9 protein-coding genes are annotated in these 14604 nt (G+C 49.2%); 6 read left to right on the top strand and 3 right to left on the bottom strand.

All coding sequences use genetic code 11. The features are described 5' to 3' along the window. The first annotated feature begins 107 nt into the window (after window positions 1-107). The 4 genes from ACXAFR_RS04010 to ACXAFR_RS04025 all read left to right on the top strand — a co-directional run bounded on the left by ACXAFR_RS04010 (window position 108) and on the right by ACXAFR_RS04025 (window position 8984). Window positions 108-2246, top strand: a complete 2139-nt coding sequence (locus tag ACXAFR_RS04010; RefSeq protein WP_475172215.1) for an HDOD domain-containing protein — start codon at window positions 108-110, stop codon at window positions 2244-2246. 49 nt (window positions 2247-2295) lie between these two features. Next, window positions 2296-4470, top strand: coding sequence for a putative bifunctional diguanylate cyclase/phosphodiesterase (locus tag ACXAFR_RS04015; RefSeq protein WP_475172218.1), 2175 nt, complete (start codon window positions 2296-2298; stop codon window positions 4468-4470). 221 nt (window positions 4471-4691) lie between these two features. Continuing rightward, complete coding sequence (locus ACXAFR_RS04020) at window positions 4692-6368, top strand: methyl-accepting chemotaxis protein (RefSeq protein ID WP_475172221.1); 1677 nt, start codon at window positions 4692-4694, stop codon at window positions 6366-6368. A 327-nt stretch (window positions 6369-6695) separates the two neighbouring features. Beyond that, on the top strand, window positions 6696-8984 hold the full coding sequence (locus ACXAFR_RS04025; protein ID WP_475172223.1) for a TonB-dependent receptor: 2289 nt from the start codon (window positions 6696-6698) through the stop codon (window positions 8982-8984). Between the two features lie 63 nt (window positions 8985-9047). Here the strand turns inward: ACXAFR_RS04025 and ACXAFR_RS04030 are convergent, their stop codons facing one another. Both ACXAFR_RS04030 and ACXAFR_RS04035 read right to left on the bottom strand, forming a co-directional pair. Beyond that, the gene (locus ACXAFR_RS04030) at window positions 9048-9812 is read right to left on the bottom strand and encodes a rhamnogalacturonan acetylesterase (protein WP_475172224.1); all 765 of its coding nucleotides are present in this window, start codon (window positions 9810-9812) and stop codon (window positions 9048-9050) included. Further along, the gene (locus tag ACXAFR_RS04035; protein ID WP_475172225.1) at window positions 9809-10594 is read right to left on the bottom strand and encodes a rhamnogalacturonan acetylesterase; all 786 of its coding nucleotides are present in this window, start codon (window positions 10592-10594) and stop codon (window positions 9809-9811) included. Before ACXAFR_RS04035 ends, ACXAFR_RS04030 begins: the two co-directional genes overlap by 4 nt. Window positions 10595-10817: 223 nt before the next feature. Between ACXAFR_RS04035 and xylE the strand changes: the two genes are divergently transcribed. After that, window positions 10818-12311: a D-xylose transporter XylE gene (xylE, locus tag ACXAFR_RS04040; RefSeq protein WP_475173910.1), complete on the top strand. Its 1494-nt coding sequence runs from the start codon at window positions 10818-10820 to the stop codon at window positions 12309-12311. A gap of 47 nt (window positions 12312-12358) precedes the next feature. Here the strand turns inward: xylE and ACXAFR_RS04045 are convergent, their stop codons facing one another. Beyond that, on the bottom strand, window positions 12359-14035 hold the full coding sequence (locus ACXAFR_RS04045) for a family 43 glycosylhydrolase (protein ID WP_475172226.1): 1677 nt from the start codon (window positions 14033-14035) through the stop codon (window positions 12359-12361). 116 nt (window positions 14036-14151) lie between these two features. Between ACXAFR_RS04045 and ACXAFR_RS04050 the strand changes: the two genes are divergently transcribed. Continuing rightward, complete coding sequence (locus ACXAFR_RS04050; RefSeq protein WP_475172227.1) at window positions 14152-14601, top strand: cupin domain-containing protein; 450 nt, start codon at window positions 14152-14154, stop codon at window positions 14599-14601. Window positions 14602-14604 lie beyond the last annotated feature (3 nt).

Consider the following 14604-nt stretch of genomic DNA (forward strand, 5'->3'; position numbering starts at 1 on the left):
GCCAATATCGAGGATTATACGTCGCGCTAGTTTCTTGACGGAATACTGCTATAGTTCCAATTAAGGGCAAAAATGGCGTTTTAATTGGCATAGTTCGGGGTGTGTGCATGGTAGATTCGGCGCAAGCAGCCGTGAGGGAAGTTGCCGGCGCCCGATTGCCGCCGCTGCCCCACGTGCTGGTGCAATTGCTCGACGTCTGTCAGCGCCCCAACGCCAGTTTTCAAGATATGGCGCAGTTGATCGCCAGTGATGCGGTGATTTCCGCACGACTCCTCACGGTCGCCAATTCGGCCTACTACCGTCGCGTTCAACCTGCACAAACCATAGAGAAAGCCCTCTCTTTGCTCGGAGTCGAGCAGCTCAAGACCATCGCTATTACCGCTTCTGTACAGCAGATGTGTCTCGGCTTGGGTGCCGATCATGCAGACTATTTGAAAAGGTTCTGGGCGCAATCTCTGCGCTGTGCACTCAATGCGCGTGCGCTGGCTCATCTGACCGGTTACAAGGCAACCGAGGAGGTGTATCTGCTTGGGCTGCTCCATCGTATGGGAGAATTGGCGCTCGCGATGAATCACCCAGGAGACTACCCAAAGCTACTTCTGGATCCGCCTGACTTGTTTGAATCTTCAGGGCTGGGTGACACTGGCCATCAATTGCAACGGGAACAACATCGCTACGGCACCAACTACTGTGAGGTTGGGCGTCGTCTGGCCGAAACCTGGGGCTTACCAAATTTATCAGTTGATGCGCTCGGTTTTCAGCAGTCTCCTTTGCTCGAAGTGATGGATGCCCATCCACTAACCAAAATTCTCTATCTGGCGTCACGACTGTCAGATTCCTCGTTGAACACGACGAAGGGTTTGGAGGTTTCGATTGGCGTATCCGAAGCCGCTGAGCGTTTATTCAGTATCAGTGGCGCCTTGGCTCAGGAAATTTCTTACCGAATTTCTGGAGAAGTGACTCGCTTGGCATCGAGTCTTGGCATTCAGTTGGGCGATTGTGAACATAAAGATTTCCTAGCACAACAGCAAGCGTTGCAGTTTCAGATGCAACGCCGCCTGGTCGGGCAAGAAGCGCAATCCATGCTGCAAAAAATTCAGGAGAGTAGTAAAGAAGGTGTTAATGCAACGCTAGAGGAAAGCGAGATTTCCAATGTGGTAACTGTAATGTTTGGTTATCGGTCAACGTTACTGCTGAAATATAATCAGGATGACAGTACACTGGTATATAGCGTGGGATGCGATGATAACGGTAGCAGTATTATCATTCCCATGGCAACGAGCCCGAGTTTGGTTGCTCTTGCCGCGTCGAAACAACAAATTCAATACAGCGCTATGAATTCTGGTCACGTAATGAGTGTTGTTGATCGGCAATTGCTGGGTATCTGCGGCTCATCGTCGCTTATTTGTGCTCCAGTCATAAACGGCAGCATGCTTGTGGGTGTGTTGGTGTCAGGCTCTTTACAAGTAGGCAAACCCGACAAGATCACTCTTGCTCTTTATAGTGATTTTTGTCGTTATATCGCACATATTTTGTGTCTTGGTGCTAATCGTGAGACGATACGTGCTAAAGGTGACACTGAATGGCAAAAAAGAGTTCAGGTAGCCGTTCATGAGATTGGCAACCCGCTGTCGATTATACGCAATTACCTGGAGTCGCTAGCGGCTTCGGCGTCCTCCGAACATGAGTCGCAGTACAAGGTTTTGCGAGAAGAGATCGAACGAGTTAGTGATATTCTCATGAGACTGCAGGATATCGAAAACGATATCCACGACCAGGAGAACGCCCATTCAGTGAATCGTGAGGTTGGCGATTTGGTGAGTGTACTGCAACAGTCATTGTGTAAACCTTATGGCATAGACTGTTCTACTGAGCTCAGCGCTAAGCTTGACGATACGGCATTACCTCGCAATTCGCTGCGGCAAATTCTTACGAATTTAATCAGAAATTCGGTGGAAGCCATGCCCGGCGGCGGTGAAATTCGAATCTCAACCGAGCGAGTTGTGCATTCACAAAAAGGCGAAACGGTAGAAATAACCGTTGCCGATTCAGGACCTGGTTTACCGGTACAACGGGGGACCAATGTCTTTGAAGCAGGAGTATCCACCAAGGATGGCAATCACTCGGGGCTGGGGTTAAGTATTACCCGCAGTCTTGTTGAGGAACTTGGGGGGGGTATCACTTGTCATTCGAGCGAACGTGGAACACGCTTTACCATAGCAATTCCGATTCTGGTATCGGATTGAATCTTATCGAATTACTTATTAGCCGGGTCAACTGAGGTAGAGATGTATCATGGTTGACATGGCTCAGTTTGAAACGCTCAAAGCAGCTGGGGCCTCGATTCTCGCCATCGATGATGAGCAGCGAGTGCTGGATAGTTTAGTCGCCTGCTTGAAGCCTTATCCATTGCAGTTGGACACAGCTCTGGGCGGTAAAGAGGCGTGTTTAAAATTAAAACAGCAGAAATTTGATCTGGTATTGCTCGATCTTAAGCTGCCCGATATCAGCGGCCACGAAGTCCTGGATTTTGCTGCGGAAAATAACTTAAACGTTCCTTTTATCGTCATCAGCGCCGTTTCATCATTTAACGCTGTCACGAAATCACTGCGTCGCGGTGTTGCGGACTATCTGAAGAAGCCTTATAGCCTTGATGAATTGCTTGGCACTTTGGCAAATGCGCTTCACAAACGTTTTCTAGAGAAAGAAACACTGCGCCTGCAGCATCAATTGCGAGAGTCTGAGCAACTTCATCGATATATTGTGAACAGTTCGCCAGATATTATTTTTATGCTGGATAAACGTGGTTGTATCACGTTTATTAATGATCAGGTTGAAAATATTTTGGGCTACCAGAAAGCCAAACTTATTGGTAGACCAATAGCCCAGTTGATTGACCAGCAAGAGCGTCAGAAGGCGATCTCCTATTTTCATAAAGGCAGTGCGCAAGCGAGTGTGGGTACAAGCTTCGAGTTATGTCTGCACCGACGTGGCCACGCGTATTTACCTCGCTATTTTGAGATTACGCTGTCGCCTGTAGAGAGTGGCAATGTGCTGTCAAACTATCGAAATGGTGCGGAAAGGAGCGTTGTCTACGGTACCGCAAGGGATATTACCGAGCAGAAAGAAGCGGAAGAATTTATTAGTTTTCAGGCATATCACGACACATTAACTCGATTGCCTAACCGGGTCCTCTTTAAAGACCGGCTCAATTTGGCAATCAGCCAGGCGAAACGTAGCCAACAGTGCTTTGCGGTTATGTTCATGGATCTGGATCGTTTTAAGAACGTTAACGATACTCTGGGGCACTCTATTGGAGACCTGTTGCTTGAACAGGTTGCGCGACGCTTGGAAGGTTTGTTACGCGCCGGCGATACCTTGTCGCGATTTGGTGGTGATGAGTTTACGTTGCTCTTGCCAGATTTGTCATCGTCTCTGGACGCTAAACGAGTTGCTGAGAAAATAATCGCGACCCTAAAAGAGCCATTTCAGATTGAAGGATCAGATCTTTACATCGGTGTCAGTATCGGTATCGCTTTGTTCCCCGATTCAGGAAAGTCGATCGAGCAGCTGATTAAAAATGCGGATCAAGCCATGTACCGAGTGAAAGATCGGGGCAAAGATGGCTATTGCTTTTATACGCCATGCATGACCGAAGATCTTTCGCGGCAGGTAACGTTGGAAAGAGATCTGCGCGTTGCGATCGATGAAGGACAGTTTGCGGTTTATTACCAGCCTCAGGTGGACATTGCGACCGGTAAAGTCGTTGGGGTCGAGGCATTGATTCGCTGGTTGCACCCAACGAGAGGTTTGATTTGTCCTGATGAATTTATTGGGTTGGCAGAGGAGACCCGATTTATAGCGACATTGGGGCGATACGTCATGCTAACCGCTTGTGCTGAAGTTAAACAATGGATGGACGTCACCGGGTGTCGCGTTCAGCTTGCTGTAAATTTCTCTGCAGTAGAAATGGAGGCGCCCAATTTTGCTGACGATATTTCACAGATTTTACGCAACACCGAATTTCCGCTGGAGTTGTTTGAAATGGAATTAACCGAACATTCCTTTATGAATGGTGCAGATGATGTCGCTGTAAAAATTGGCGCTTTAGTCGATATGGGGGTAACGGTTGCAATTGACGATTTTGGGACTGGTTACTCGTCATTGAATTATCTGGATAGGTTGCCAGTCCATACTCTAAAAATTGATCGAACGTTTGTTCATACACTTAACGATACAGAGACAGCCTCCTACGTCGTTCAAGCGATTGCCGCAATGGCGAAAGGCTTGCGTCTGAATTTAATTGCTGAGGGGGTGGAAACGCAGCAACAGCTAAATTATGTTCGGGATTTAGGGTGCCATCATGCCCAGGGATATCACTGTGGTCGACCGACATCGGGAGATGCCATTCTGAAAATGCTGAAGCAACAGCAAGATAATGAGGGTTCTGGAGTTACCTTACTGGCGTGATCGTTAATGGGTCAACTCATTAACGGAGTGGGGTAACTTATCGCAATTAATAGAATTAAGCGGTTTTGTTATTTCGAATTCTCATAATTGACCGGCTTGCGTGTCTTGGCACGCTGCTATTATTAGTGAGTTGGCTTACAAAACTCGGGCTTCGATAGAGAAGAGATAGGGTGTAAGCCCTGTACTCTGTAAGCCCTTGTTGGGTGAAGTCGGTTGGCCAAATGATAACGCAACGCTTTCTAAAAAAAACAACGTTAGCGCAAATCAACACCTGCTTTTTACTGTTGATCTTTGTGCCGTTGGGTTTTTCCTATTTTATCGCTCCAACGCTGCAGCAGGGCAGTGGCATGCTATCGCTTGGCATGCACATCGCGTTGGGGATTGGCTTGATTGTCGTCTTTCGAGTGTTATCAGGCATATATCTGGAGCCTGTGAAGCGAATCGCCGACTGTATGACTTACATTGAGCGCGGCGATCTTGGGCATAAAATCGATTTGGGACCACGCTTTGAGGCAGCCATGCAAAATGAGCTGGAAAAGTGTGAAATTCGAGATCGAGAAAAAATAGCCGGATTACAGAGAGAGTTTCTCGGACTTTTCAATGGCAGCTTCGAAGTGTCCGATGAAATCGTTTCCTGTGGAAACTCTCAGACGTATGCGGTCTATTACAACCAGCGAAATATTACAGGCGATGTCAATTTTCTCGACCCTTTCACCAGTAAGACCGGCGCTCCCTCAACGCTGTTTGTTCGTCATGGCAATAGTCTGGTTCGTGTGTCAACGACGTTATCTAATGGTCAAGGTCGCCGTGCGGTGGGAACCAGTATCGGGAGTTGGCATCCAGCCTACAACATGGTGCTCAGCGGTCAGCAGTTTATTGGCTATGCGCGATTGTTTGGGCAGCAGTACTTTACTTGTTATTCCCCTCTTAAAGATAAAAACAATAAAGTTATCGGGTGTTGGTTCGTTGGCGCAGTGCGTGAAACGCTTGCGATCGATAATGAATTTTTGAATCTCACCGCACGCCTGGGGCGAATTCTGACAGCTTATGATCAACTATTGGTACGCCTCAAAGCCTCTGGACAGGTATTGGTAGAGCGGTCGGCGGCGTTGAATGCAAGTGTCACCGACGTGAATAATGCGTCTGACTTTCAAAAAGACAAAACCAATACGGTCGTTAATATCATGGATGAGTTGAATGGAGAGGTGAAGCTGCTCTACGAAAACACCAGTAAAGCCTTTGAGTTGGCGACGGCGGCAGAAAACGAATCTACCAGCAGTCAGCAGGTGATTGCCGGTGTACTAGCCGCGTTTAATACCTTTTCGGAGAATCTGGGACGAGTCAACGAGATTGTCGATGAACTGGTGTGTGAAAGCGATAACATGAGCCGGGTAGTGGAGGTGATTCATAGTCTCACCGAGCAGACCAATCTGCTGGCGCTAAATGCGGCTATTGAAGCTGCGCGAGCAGGAGAATCCGGTAGGGGGTTTGCCGTCGTGGCTGACGAAGTACGCTCTCTGGCTACTCGCACTCGAGAGTCAGCGAGTGAAATCAACGCTTCAATATCGAATGTACAGCAGCGGGCTCAACAGACGTCTGAGGTGGTGACTCAAGAAAATAAGAGTATCAACAGCAGCCTGGAAACTGTTCAGGGCGCCAGAGAGGCATTGAATGCCATTGGCGAGGCAATCAGCTCCATAACGGAGGTCAATACTCTCAATCGTTCGTTAAGCGAAAAACAAACCCGGCAGGTTAAATCGACGACGGAGAGCGTTCATGAAATATCCGACATCGCCGATCGGCTACAGTCCAGTTCCAGCGAGATTCAGTCGTCATCTGAGGCGCTGACGGAGCTTTCTGACGAGTTCAATGCCATCATCAATCAATATGCTCGTTGACCGTTAGGTCCTCCCTCGATATTTGGCGCTTATTTTTGCCTGTTAGGCGCCGTTTACAGATTTTTTCGCACTCTTTCAGTGCCTCATCCTAAATTTTTCACCATGGTGTAACACTTGTCCACCTGATCAGGAATTGTGTTTGGCGCAAAATTCATCTCGTTATGAAGGCCATTTGCCCCGCTGCTATCAAAACTCTCAATAAATTCATGTATTTGTAAAAAACTGACCATTTAGACAGGAAGTTGGTATGGAGCTTGCCCTGTAGGTTCCGGGTCAGCCCCGAGAACACACATACCTATCCCCCACACGAAGTAATGGAATATTGTGATGAAATCCACTAGACGACTGAATGCCGTACTTTCAACTGCCATTGGCATGGCTGCACCTTTTGCCACGGCAGCACCCACATTTGAAGAAGTTGTAGTTGTCGCCGAAAAGCGCGACGAGAGTTTGCAGGATCTTTCCCAAGCCGTGACGGCGTTGACGGAAAACGATCTTGAAAAGAAAAACGTAGCCTCATTTATCGACTTAAGCGCGGTTGCCCCTGGCGTTACTGTGGCTAACAATGAAGGTTTTAAGACTGTTATCTCCATTCGCGGGGTAGGTAACGAGGCGAATCAAAATGCGACCGCCAACCCGTCAGTGTCCTACCATATGGATGGAATATATGTCGCGTCCCCTTTTGCCTTGCAGACAGATTTTATCGACGTCGATCACATCGAAGTGTTGAGGGGGCCTCAGGGAACCTTGTTTGGACAAAATTCCACCGGTGGTGCGATCAATGTCATCAGTAAAAAGCCGGATTTCGACGGCTTTGGTGGCAAGGCGGATGCAACCGTCGGTACGGATAACCTCCGCAAAATTCGCGGTAGTGTCAATGTTCCTTTTTCGGACACCCTTGCGATGCGCACCTCGGCGTCGCTGATTGAACAGGATGGTTATTCCAAAAACGTTTACAGTGGGCCCAGCCTTGACGACCCAACTCAGACATACAATGGCGGGGAATTGGACGATACCAATAATCTGTCGTTCCGAACCGATTGGCTTTGGGAGGCAACCGATACCTTTAGTCTTCGCTTTATGGGGCAGTATTTCACCGAGGATTCCAACGGTGCAGCGATTAAAGGTATCGATGATCCAACGTCTGGCGCTCGCCGTTTGTCCCAGGATACGGATTCGGGTTATGACTTAGAGTCACAGGTCTACGGATTGATTGCTGAATACGACGCCGATTTTGCGACGATAAAGTCCTTGACCAGTTATCAAAAGGACGAAATTACCATTAAGCGTGATAATGATCGCCATTCATTTATTACGAATCCTGAAATTCAAATCAGTGAGTTTGATCCCGAAATCGATATTCAGGAAACCTTTACCCAAGAGATCAATTTGATCTCCGCTGAGCCTGCGTTCGACAAGCTCGACTGGATTGTCGGCGCGTTTTATCTGGATACCGAAGTCGACATCACCATTCGCGAAGAGGTGGATACTGATCGGAATGGCGTCTTGGATGGTTATATTCCTTCGAATCCAGCAGTCTTCGGTGGTGATGTGGGTTTTATTTCTGATTCTAACCCTAAGCGCGAATCCATGTCTGTTTACGGTCAGACCACCTATCATATGACGGATCAGGTCCGGTTGATTACAGGGTTGCGCTACACCTACGACGAAGTCAACAGTACCGTGGCGAATTTCTTTACCACGGAACCCTCTTACATTAATCCGAAGACCGAGGACATTACCGGCCGCGTGGCTGTGGAGTGGGATCTCAACGATACCACTATGACCTATGCGTCCTACACTCGTGGTCTTAAGCCTGGCGGCACCAACCTGACCTTTTCAGAAGGTCCGGATGCGTTGGTTAGGGAATCGTTTGAAGACGAAACCATCGATGCGTATGAGGTGGGCATTAAAACGGATTTGATGGACAGTCGCCTGCGTCTGAATACCGCTGCGTTTTATTACGATTATAAAAATCTTCAGTTTCAGGCCTCCGATTACAATGAGTTTGGCAGCGGGGTGTCGAATATTCCTGAGTCAGAAATATACGGTATTGAGCTGGAATTGACCGCATTGTTAACCGACGAGCTGACCTTGGATGTCAAGCTGGCGGCGCTGGAATCAGAAGTGGCTGGTGAATACTATGCGCTGGATAATCGGCTCTTGATTGAAGATGTGACATTGGCGGATGGCTCGCCAGCTAAGGAAGAAATTCATGGCGCCGACAGGGATGTTGCTCAATACCTGCAGGACCTCAACGGCAACGAGCTGGCAAAAACGCCGGATCTAACCGCCGACGTGACGCTTTCTTACGAGACGAGCTTGAGTAACGGTGGATTGTTGGGCGGAAGCTTGCAATACACCTACCGTGGAGAAATGCAGCAGCGGGTTTTCAATAACCCCGAGGTGGATACCGTTGATGCTTACGATGTTATCAATGTAGTGGCATCATACGATACGCCGGATATGGTTTGGGGTTTCGATCTTATGGCGACCAACTTGCTGGATGAAGACGGCGTTAACTCCATGATGACCGATGTCTTTGGTGTGAATGAAACCGGGATTCAGTACATCCCACCTCGCCAGGTCATGGCGAGAGTGCGCTATAGCTTTTAAGAGTCGCTAATAGACCATGGGGCAATCGCGATTTGTGGATGCCCCATGGTATTGCGTTATCGTTTATTTTTTACACGTCTTTAAAAGGTTTTTATAAGGCGCCCCCAATTGGCACAATGCACTTGCCGCCAAGCCTGCGACAGCTTCAGCTCCGGCAGGTGACAAATGGGTATCGTCAGCAACCCCTTCTGGATAGTTGTCACTTTCTCCAGGCTCCAAATGATTGTATAGCGTCAGAGATTCATCGACACCTTTCGCAATCACCAACTGCTCTGTTAACAGATTCAGATCGACAAAATCGACCTCGAGCTCTCCGGCCAGCTCACGCATGACAGCTGGATAGGGTGCATGGGTATCGATCAGTGTTCCTGATTCGTTGAAGTTGCGTCGGATAATTGAGGATAGGAGCAATGGCGTAGCACCCTTGGCCCGTGTCTCTTCGACATAGCGTTTCAGGTTAAAACGGTAACCTGTATAGGGGTTGGTAAACCTCGCTGGATCGGCGGATTTCTGATCATTGTGTCCGAATTGAATGAAGACCAAATCGCCTTTCTGTAAGTTATCAACAATGGACTGCCAGCGCCCTTCATCTCGAAAACTTTTTGTGCTGCGTCCGTTAACCGCGCGGTTAGACACGTTTTCTGGTTTTTTCAGGTAGGCTAGAAACGCTTCTCCCCAGCCCGTTTCCGGGCGAGCATCCTCCCGCTTGATAGCCATGGTCGAGTCGCCGACGAGATAGACGGTAGGTTCCGCCTGACTATAAGCGGGTGTCAGTACGCCAAACAACGTTAACGCGCAGAGAGATTTGCGAAGTAAGCGATTAATCACAGAACAGGTTCCTTAAAGCAGGCGGCCAATTCTTTTGGGCCGCTTTTTTGTAAATCGTTGACGACTAGACTTGCCACGGTCAGAGCCCCTTTACGGGTGAAATGGGTGTTGTCGATACGTCCTTCGGGGCAGCAATCGTGAACACCCGGACCAATATGAACGAACAGATCAATCGAATCGATAACGCCGAGCTGCAAAATATAATCGCTGCTGATGTCAAACAGGTCGACCAAATGCACGTCCATATCCGCAGCGACTTTTCTCACCAAGCTGGGGTAGATGCCATGCATGTCTCGCAACTTTCCTTCATCATCAAAGTGGCGGCGGACAACAGGCGTAATTAAAATTGGCGTTGCGTCTTTCGCTCGAACATCATCGACAAAGCGTCGTAGATTCGCTTCATAATCGACCGGTGCGGTATAGCGTTCTGGTTTGTCGTAGGCGGCGTCGTTGTGTCCGAATTGAATCAGAACCCAATCGCCGGCTTGCGTTTCTTCCAGGAGTGTTTTCCAGCGATCTTCGAGAATAAACGTCTTGGTGCTGCGCCCGCCTTTTGCGTAGTTGAAAACATGGGTGTTTTCAGCGGCGAGTTCCGGGAGCAGTTGGCCCCAACCGAAATCCGGGTTTTTTTCGGGGTCGACATCCTGCATGGTGGAGTCTCCAGCCATGCGCAACTGGCACTGTTCAGCGCTTAACGTGGTGTGGGAAACTGTCAACGACAGAGCCAATAGGCAGCTGGCAGACAGCAGGCGAAAGGAAGAGGCAGTCGTTTTTCGTAGCATAGCGTTTCCATGTCTTAAATTTATAACAATGGACTTTACACGGCTGTGCTACCGGTAGCAATATAGGCGGGGAGAGTAGTTCACTTGGCAATACGGACAGTTAAGTGAATGACAAGGCAGCGTCATGGAATGTTTGATAAGAAATTAGCTGTTCCTTATTTTTGCTCATCGCCTCGATTTTCGCGGCGTGTGGCAGAGTTTCTTGTTGAGTTGTCTCTGACGACTGTCTGATGCGTTTCGTAAATTCAACAGGCTAAAAAATAATATGCATAACAATTCTTATCTGACCAGAATTACTCTGGTCGCAGCGCTCGGCGGGTTACTATTCGGTTACGATACTGCGGTTATTTCAGGCACAGTCAATGCGTTGAATGGCTTCTTTATTGTTCCAGGTCAATACTCAGAATTGACCGCCAATACATTGCTCGGGTTTACGGTATCCAGTGCTCTGATCGGCTGTATTCTTGGCGGTTTCATGGGCGGTTGGTTTGCGGTGAAGTTTGGACGTCGTACGACGTTAAAAATTGCCGCTTTACTGTTTCTTGTTTCTGCACTGGGTTCTGCCTTACCGGAGCTGGGGTTGGCGACCTTAGGTGATGCCAGTCATGAACACCTTCCGGCGTTTATTGTTTATCGCATTATTGGCGGTATTGGTGTCGGTCTGGCATCGATGCTATCGCCGATGTATATCTCTGAAGTGGCTCCGGCGGCGTCGCGGGGAAGTCTGATTTCCTGGAATCAATTCGCCATCATCTTTGGCATGTTGTTGGTCTATTTCGTCAATTATTTTATTGCCGGTCTGGGTGATGAGGCATGGCTGGTTAACGAAGGCTGGCGCTGGATGTTTGCCTCGGAGTGTATTCCTGCGTTGATCTTTTTTGCGTTGTTGTTTTCTGTTCCCCGCAGTCCTCGTTGGTTGTTGATGCATGGTCGTACGGAAGAGGCGGAGCAAGTCCTGTTACGTCTGAACAGTCCGGAAGAAAGCCGTAATATCATTCGCCAAATTTCAGAATCCCTTCAAGAACATGCATCACCCTCACTGTTATTTTTCGGCTGGGGCGTGATCATTATTGGGGTGCTACTGTCTGTCTTTCAGCAGTTTGTCGGGATTAATGTGGTTCTTTATTACGCGCCGGAAATCTTCCGCAATGCCGGAGCGGATACCAACGTGTCTTTGTTGCAAACGATTTTGGTGGGCATCATTAATCTGTCCTTCACCGTTATTGCGATTAAAACCGTGGATCGCTGGGGACGTCGTCCCCTGCAGATTTGGGGCGCCATTGGCATGGGGATCAGTATGCTGGCACTAGGGCTGACCTTTGCCACCCATAATATGGGCGTTTTATCGCTGGTCTTTATGCTGACTTATGTCGCAGCTTTTGCCATTTCCTGGGGACCCGTTGTCTGGGTGTTACTGGCTGAAATTTTCCCCAATCAGATTCGTGGTAAGGCAATGGCGGTGGCGGTCTGCGCGCAATGGCTGGCGAACTTTGCGGTTTCCCAGACCTTCCCGATGATGAATAATAATTCCTGGCTAAACGACCATTTTAATCACGGATTTGCCTATTTTCTCTATGGCGTTGTTGCGCTCGGTGCCGCTTGGTTTATGTGGCGATTTGTACCGGAAACCCGGGGTAAAACCCTGGAGCAGATGGAACAGTTGTGGCAAAAGCGTGATGTGCAGGAGGAAAGGGCGCTCAGCGGTACGGCGCTATAGCGCATTGTGCCAACAGACGGCATCTCTCGATGCCGTCTCCAGTGACATTATTCGGTCAGTGCGCGATAGGTGAAGTTGCGGAATCTGACCTTACCTTCACCCGCGGCGTAAATCGCCGGTCGTAAGCTCATAAAACCATAAGCAACATTGTGGTGGTAACCCGAGACCTCCATCTGCGTGTTAAATTTGTCCCAGGTTTTACCGCCATCCTGACTGGTGTGAATGGTGAGAATGTGGCGGTCGTTGGTCACACGAATACGTAGGGACATTCCCATTCCCTCTGGTTTTGCGGTGGTTCGCTGGTCCATGCCATATCTGTGCAGGACCATCCCATCACTGTTGATACCGACACCTGCATAGAGTTTGTCATTGTAAAACAGCAGTGCGCCGCCCTGTGCGTTCGGATCGATGTCCATATCGACTTCAAACTGATAGGCCTGATCACCGGCGATAAACGTCATGGGCGAGGTGTTGGCGGGGGAGTCGCCTTTGGCTTTTAGGTCCAAAAAGCCATCGCCGTAGGACAAGCGATTGGCTTCGTCGCTGGCGCCGCGGAAAAAACTCCATTGAACACCAAATTTGTTGCGACTGAAGTCGTCGGAAAGCGCCATTCCGTGTGGCTGGCTAGTGCCATCTTTCGGCTTGGGAATCGGCTGGCCGGGATCCATACCCTTGGCATTAAACCAACCGTCTTCTGTCCATTCGATTGGCTCCATCAACGTCTGGCGACCCAAGGTGTAAAAACCGTTCTCGTAGCCGTGGTACATCATGTACCAGTCGGAATTATTCGGGCCTTCAACCAAGGTGGCGTGACCTTTAGACCACCATTTTTCTACAGACGATTCCGTGCGAATGATGGGGTTGTAGGGCGAATTTTCCCAGGGGCCATCAATGGACTTTGATCTTGCCGCGACCACCATGTGGCCAGTTGGAGGTCCGGCGGTGCCGCCAAGCGCGGTAATCATGTAGTAGTAATCGCCATGCTTGAGCATCTTTGGGCCTTCTTGAGCATAGCTCTCTACATCCCATTCCTCCGGATATTGCCAGCCATCGTAGACATGCTCCATAGGCCCTGCAATGCTCAAGCCGTCGTCGGATAGAGGTACGCGATCACCGTGGGATAAAAACAGCCAGCGACGACCATCATCGCCGACCACATGACCGGGATCGATGCGTTCGTTGCCCAGGGCAATCGGCGCTGACCAGGGGCCGCGAATATCATCCGCCCAGACCACATAGATATTGTTATTGCCCGGCAGTTTTGCAGGAATGTACAAATAGAATCGACCGTCGTGTTTGGTGAGCTCAGGGGCCCATATGCTGCCAATGTACTCTGTGACAGCTGCGCCTACCGGCTGCCAGTTGACCAAATCCTGTGAGTGCCAGATGGTCAGGGCGGGGTAGGCTTCGAAGGTTGAAAAGGTCATGTAGTAGTCATCACCATCCTTCAAAATACTGGGGTCTGGATGGTCACCGGCCATGATCGGATTGAGGTATGTCCCGTCGCCCAGATCCGCCTGGCGCTGTTGTTCAATGCCGCGCGACCATTGCAGGCAGGGCTGTAAGTAGGGGCTTTGTACTTGAGTGCAGTCGCTGTCTTCCGCCGTGGCAAACGCGGGTGAAAGCAGGGTAGCGATGGCTAGAGTGTGTAAGCTGACAGCACGACAGAGGCGTGTTGTTGGGCGTGGATGTCGATGTTTTTTATGGGGGAAATATTCAGACATAGGCGTTGCGTATTTATCGTTGGCTATTGTTTGTTGTGGATGGTTTAGGCTAACATGCCACCGGTAGCAAATAAAATGATAACGCTACCAAAAATCGCAAGAGCGAGGCTGCTCCTATGATATCCAGCATAAAATGCATACCTGCCACAGGCATGACAGTTCGCTGCCTGCTGGTCTTTGGTCTCTTCTGTGTGGGGGCTATCCAGGCCCACAGCGCTGAAGAATGGACAATCGACACCGCTGTCAATTCCTACTCTGACCATGCCGCAGAAAAAACGGATGCCGGTAAACAATATTGGTTTGTTCCCAAAGACGCCTTGGATGGCCGCACCCTGAAAATGAGCATTGTTGAACCCGGTAAGGCGACCCACGCTCCTCATCGGCACCCAGAAGATGAATTTTTCTTCGTTTTGGAAGGCACGGCAGAATTTTTTCTGAATGGTGAACGTCGTGAAGTCGGAGCTTACACCAGCCTCTACTGCCCGCCAGACAGTCTCCACGGAATCCGTAACGCCGGTGACACCGTTCTGAAATATCTGGTTATAAAAAAATATCAAAACGATTAATTC

It is taken from the genome of Pseudomaricurvus sp. ABR4_320 (genome assembly GCF_056159445.1).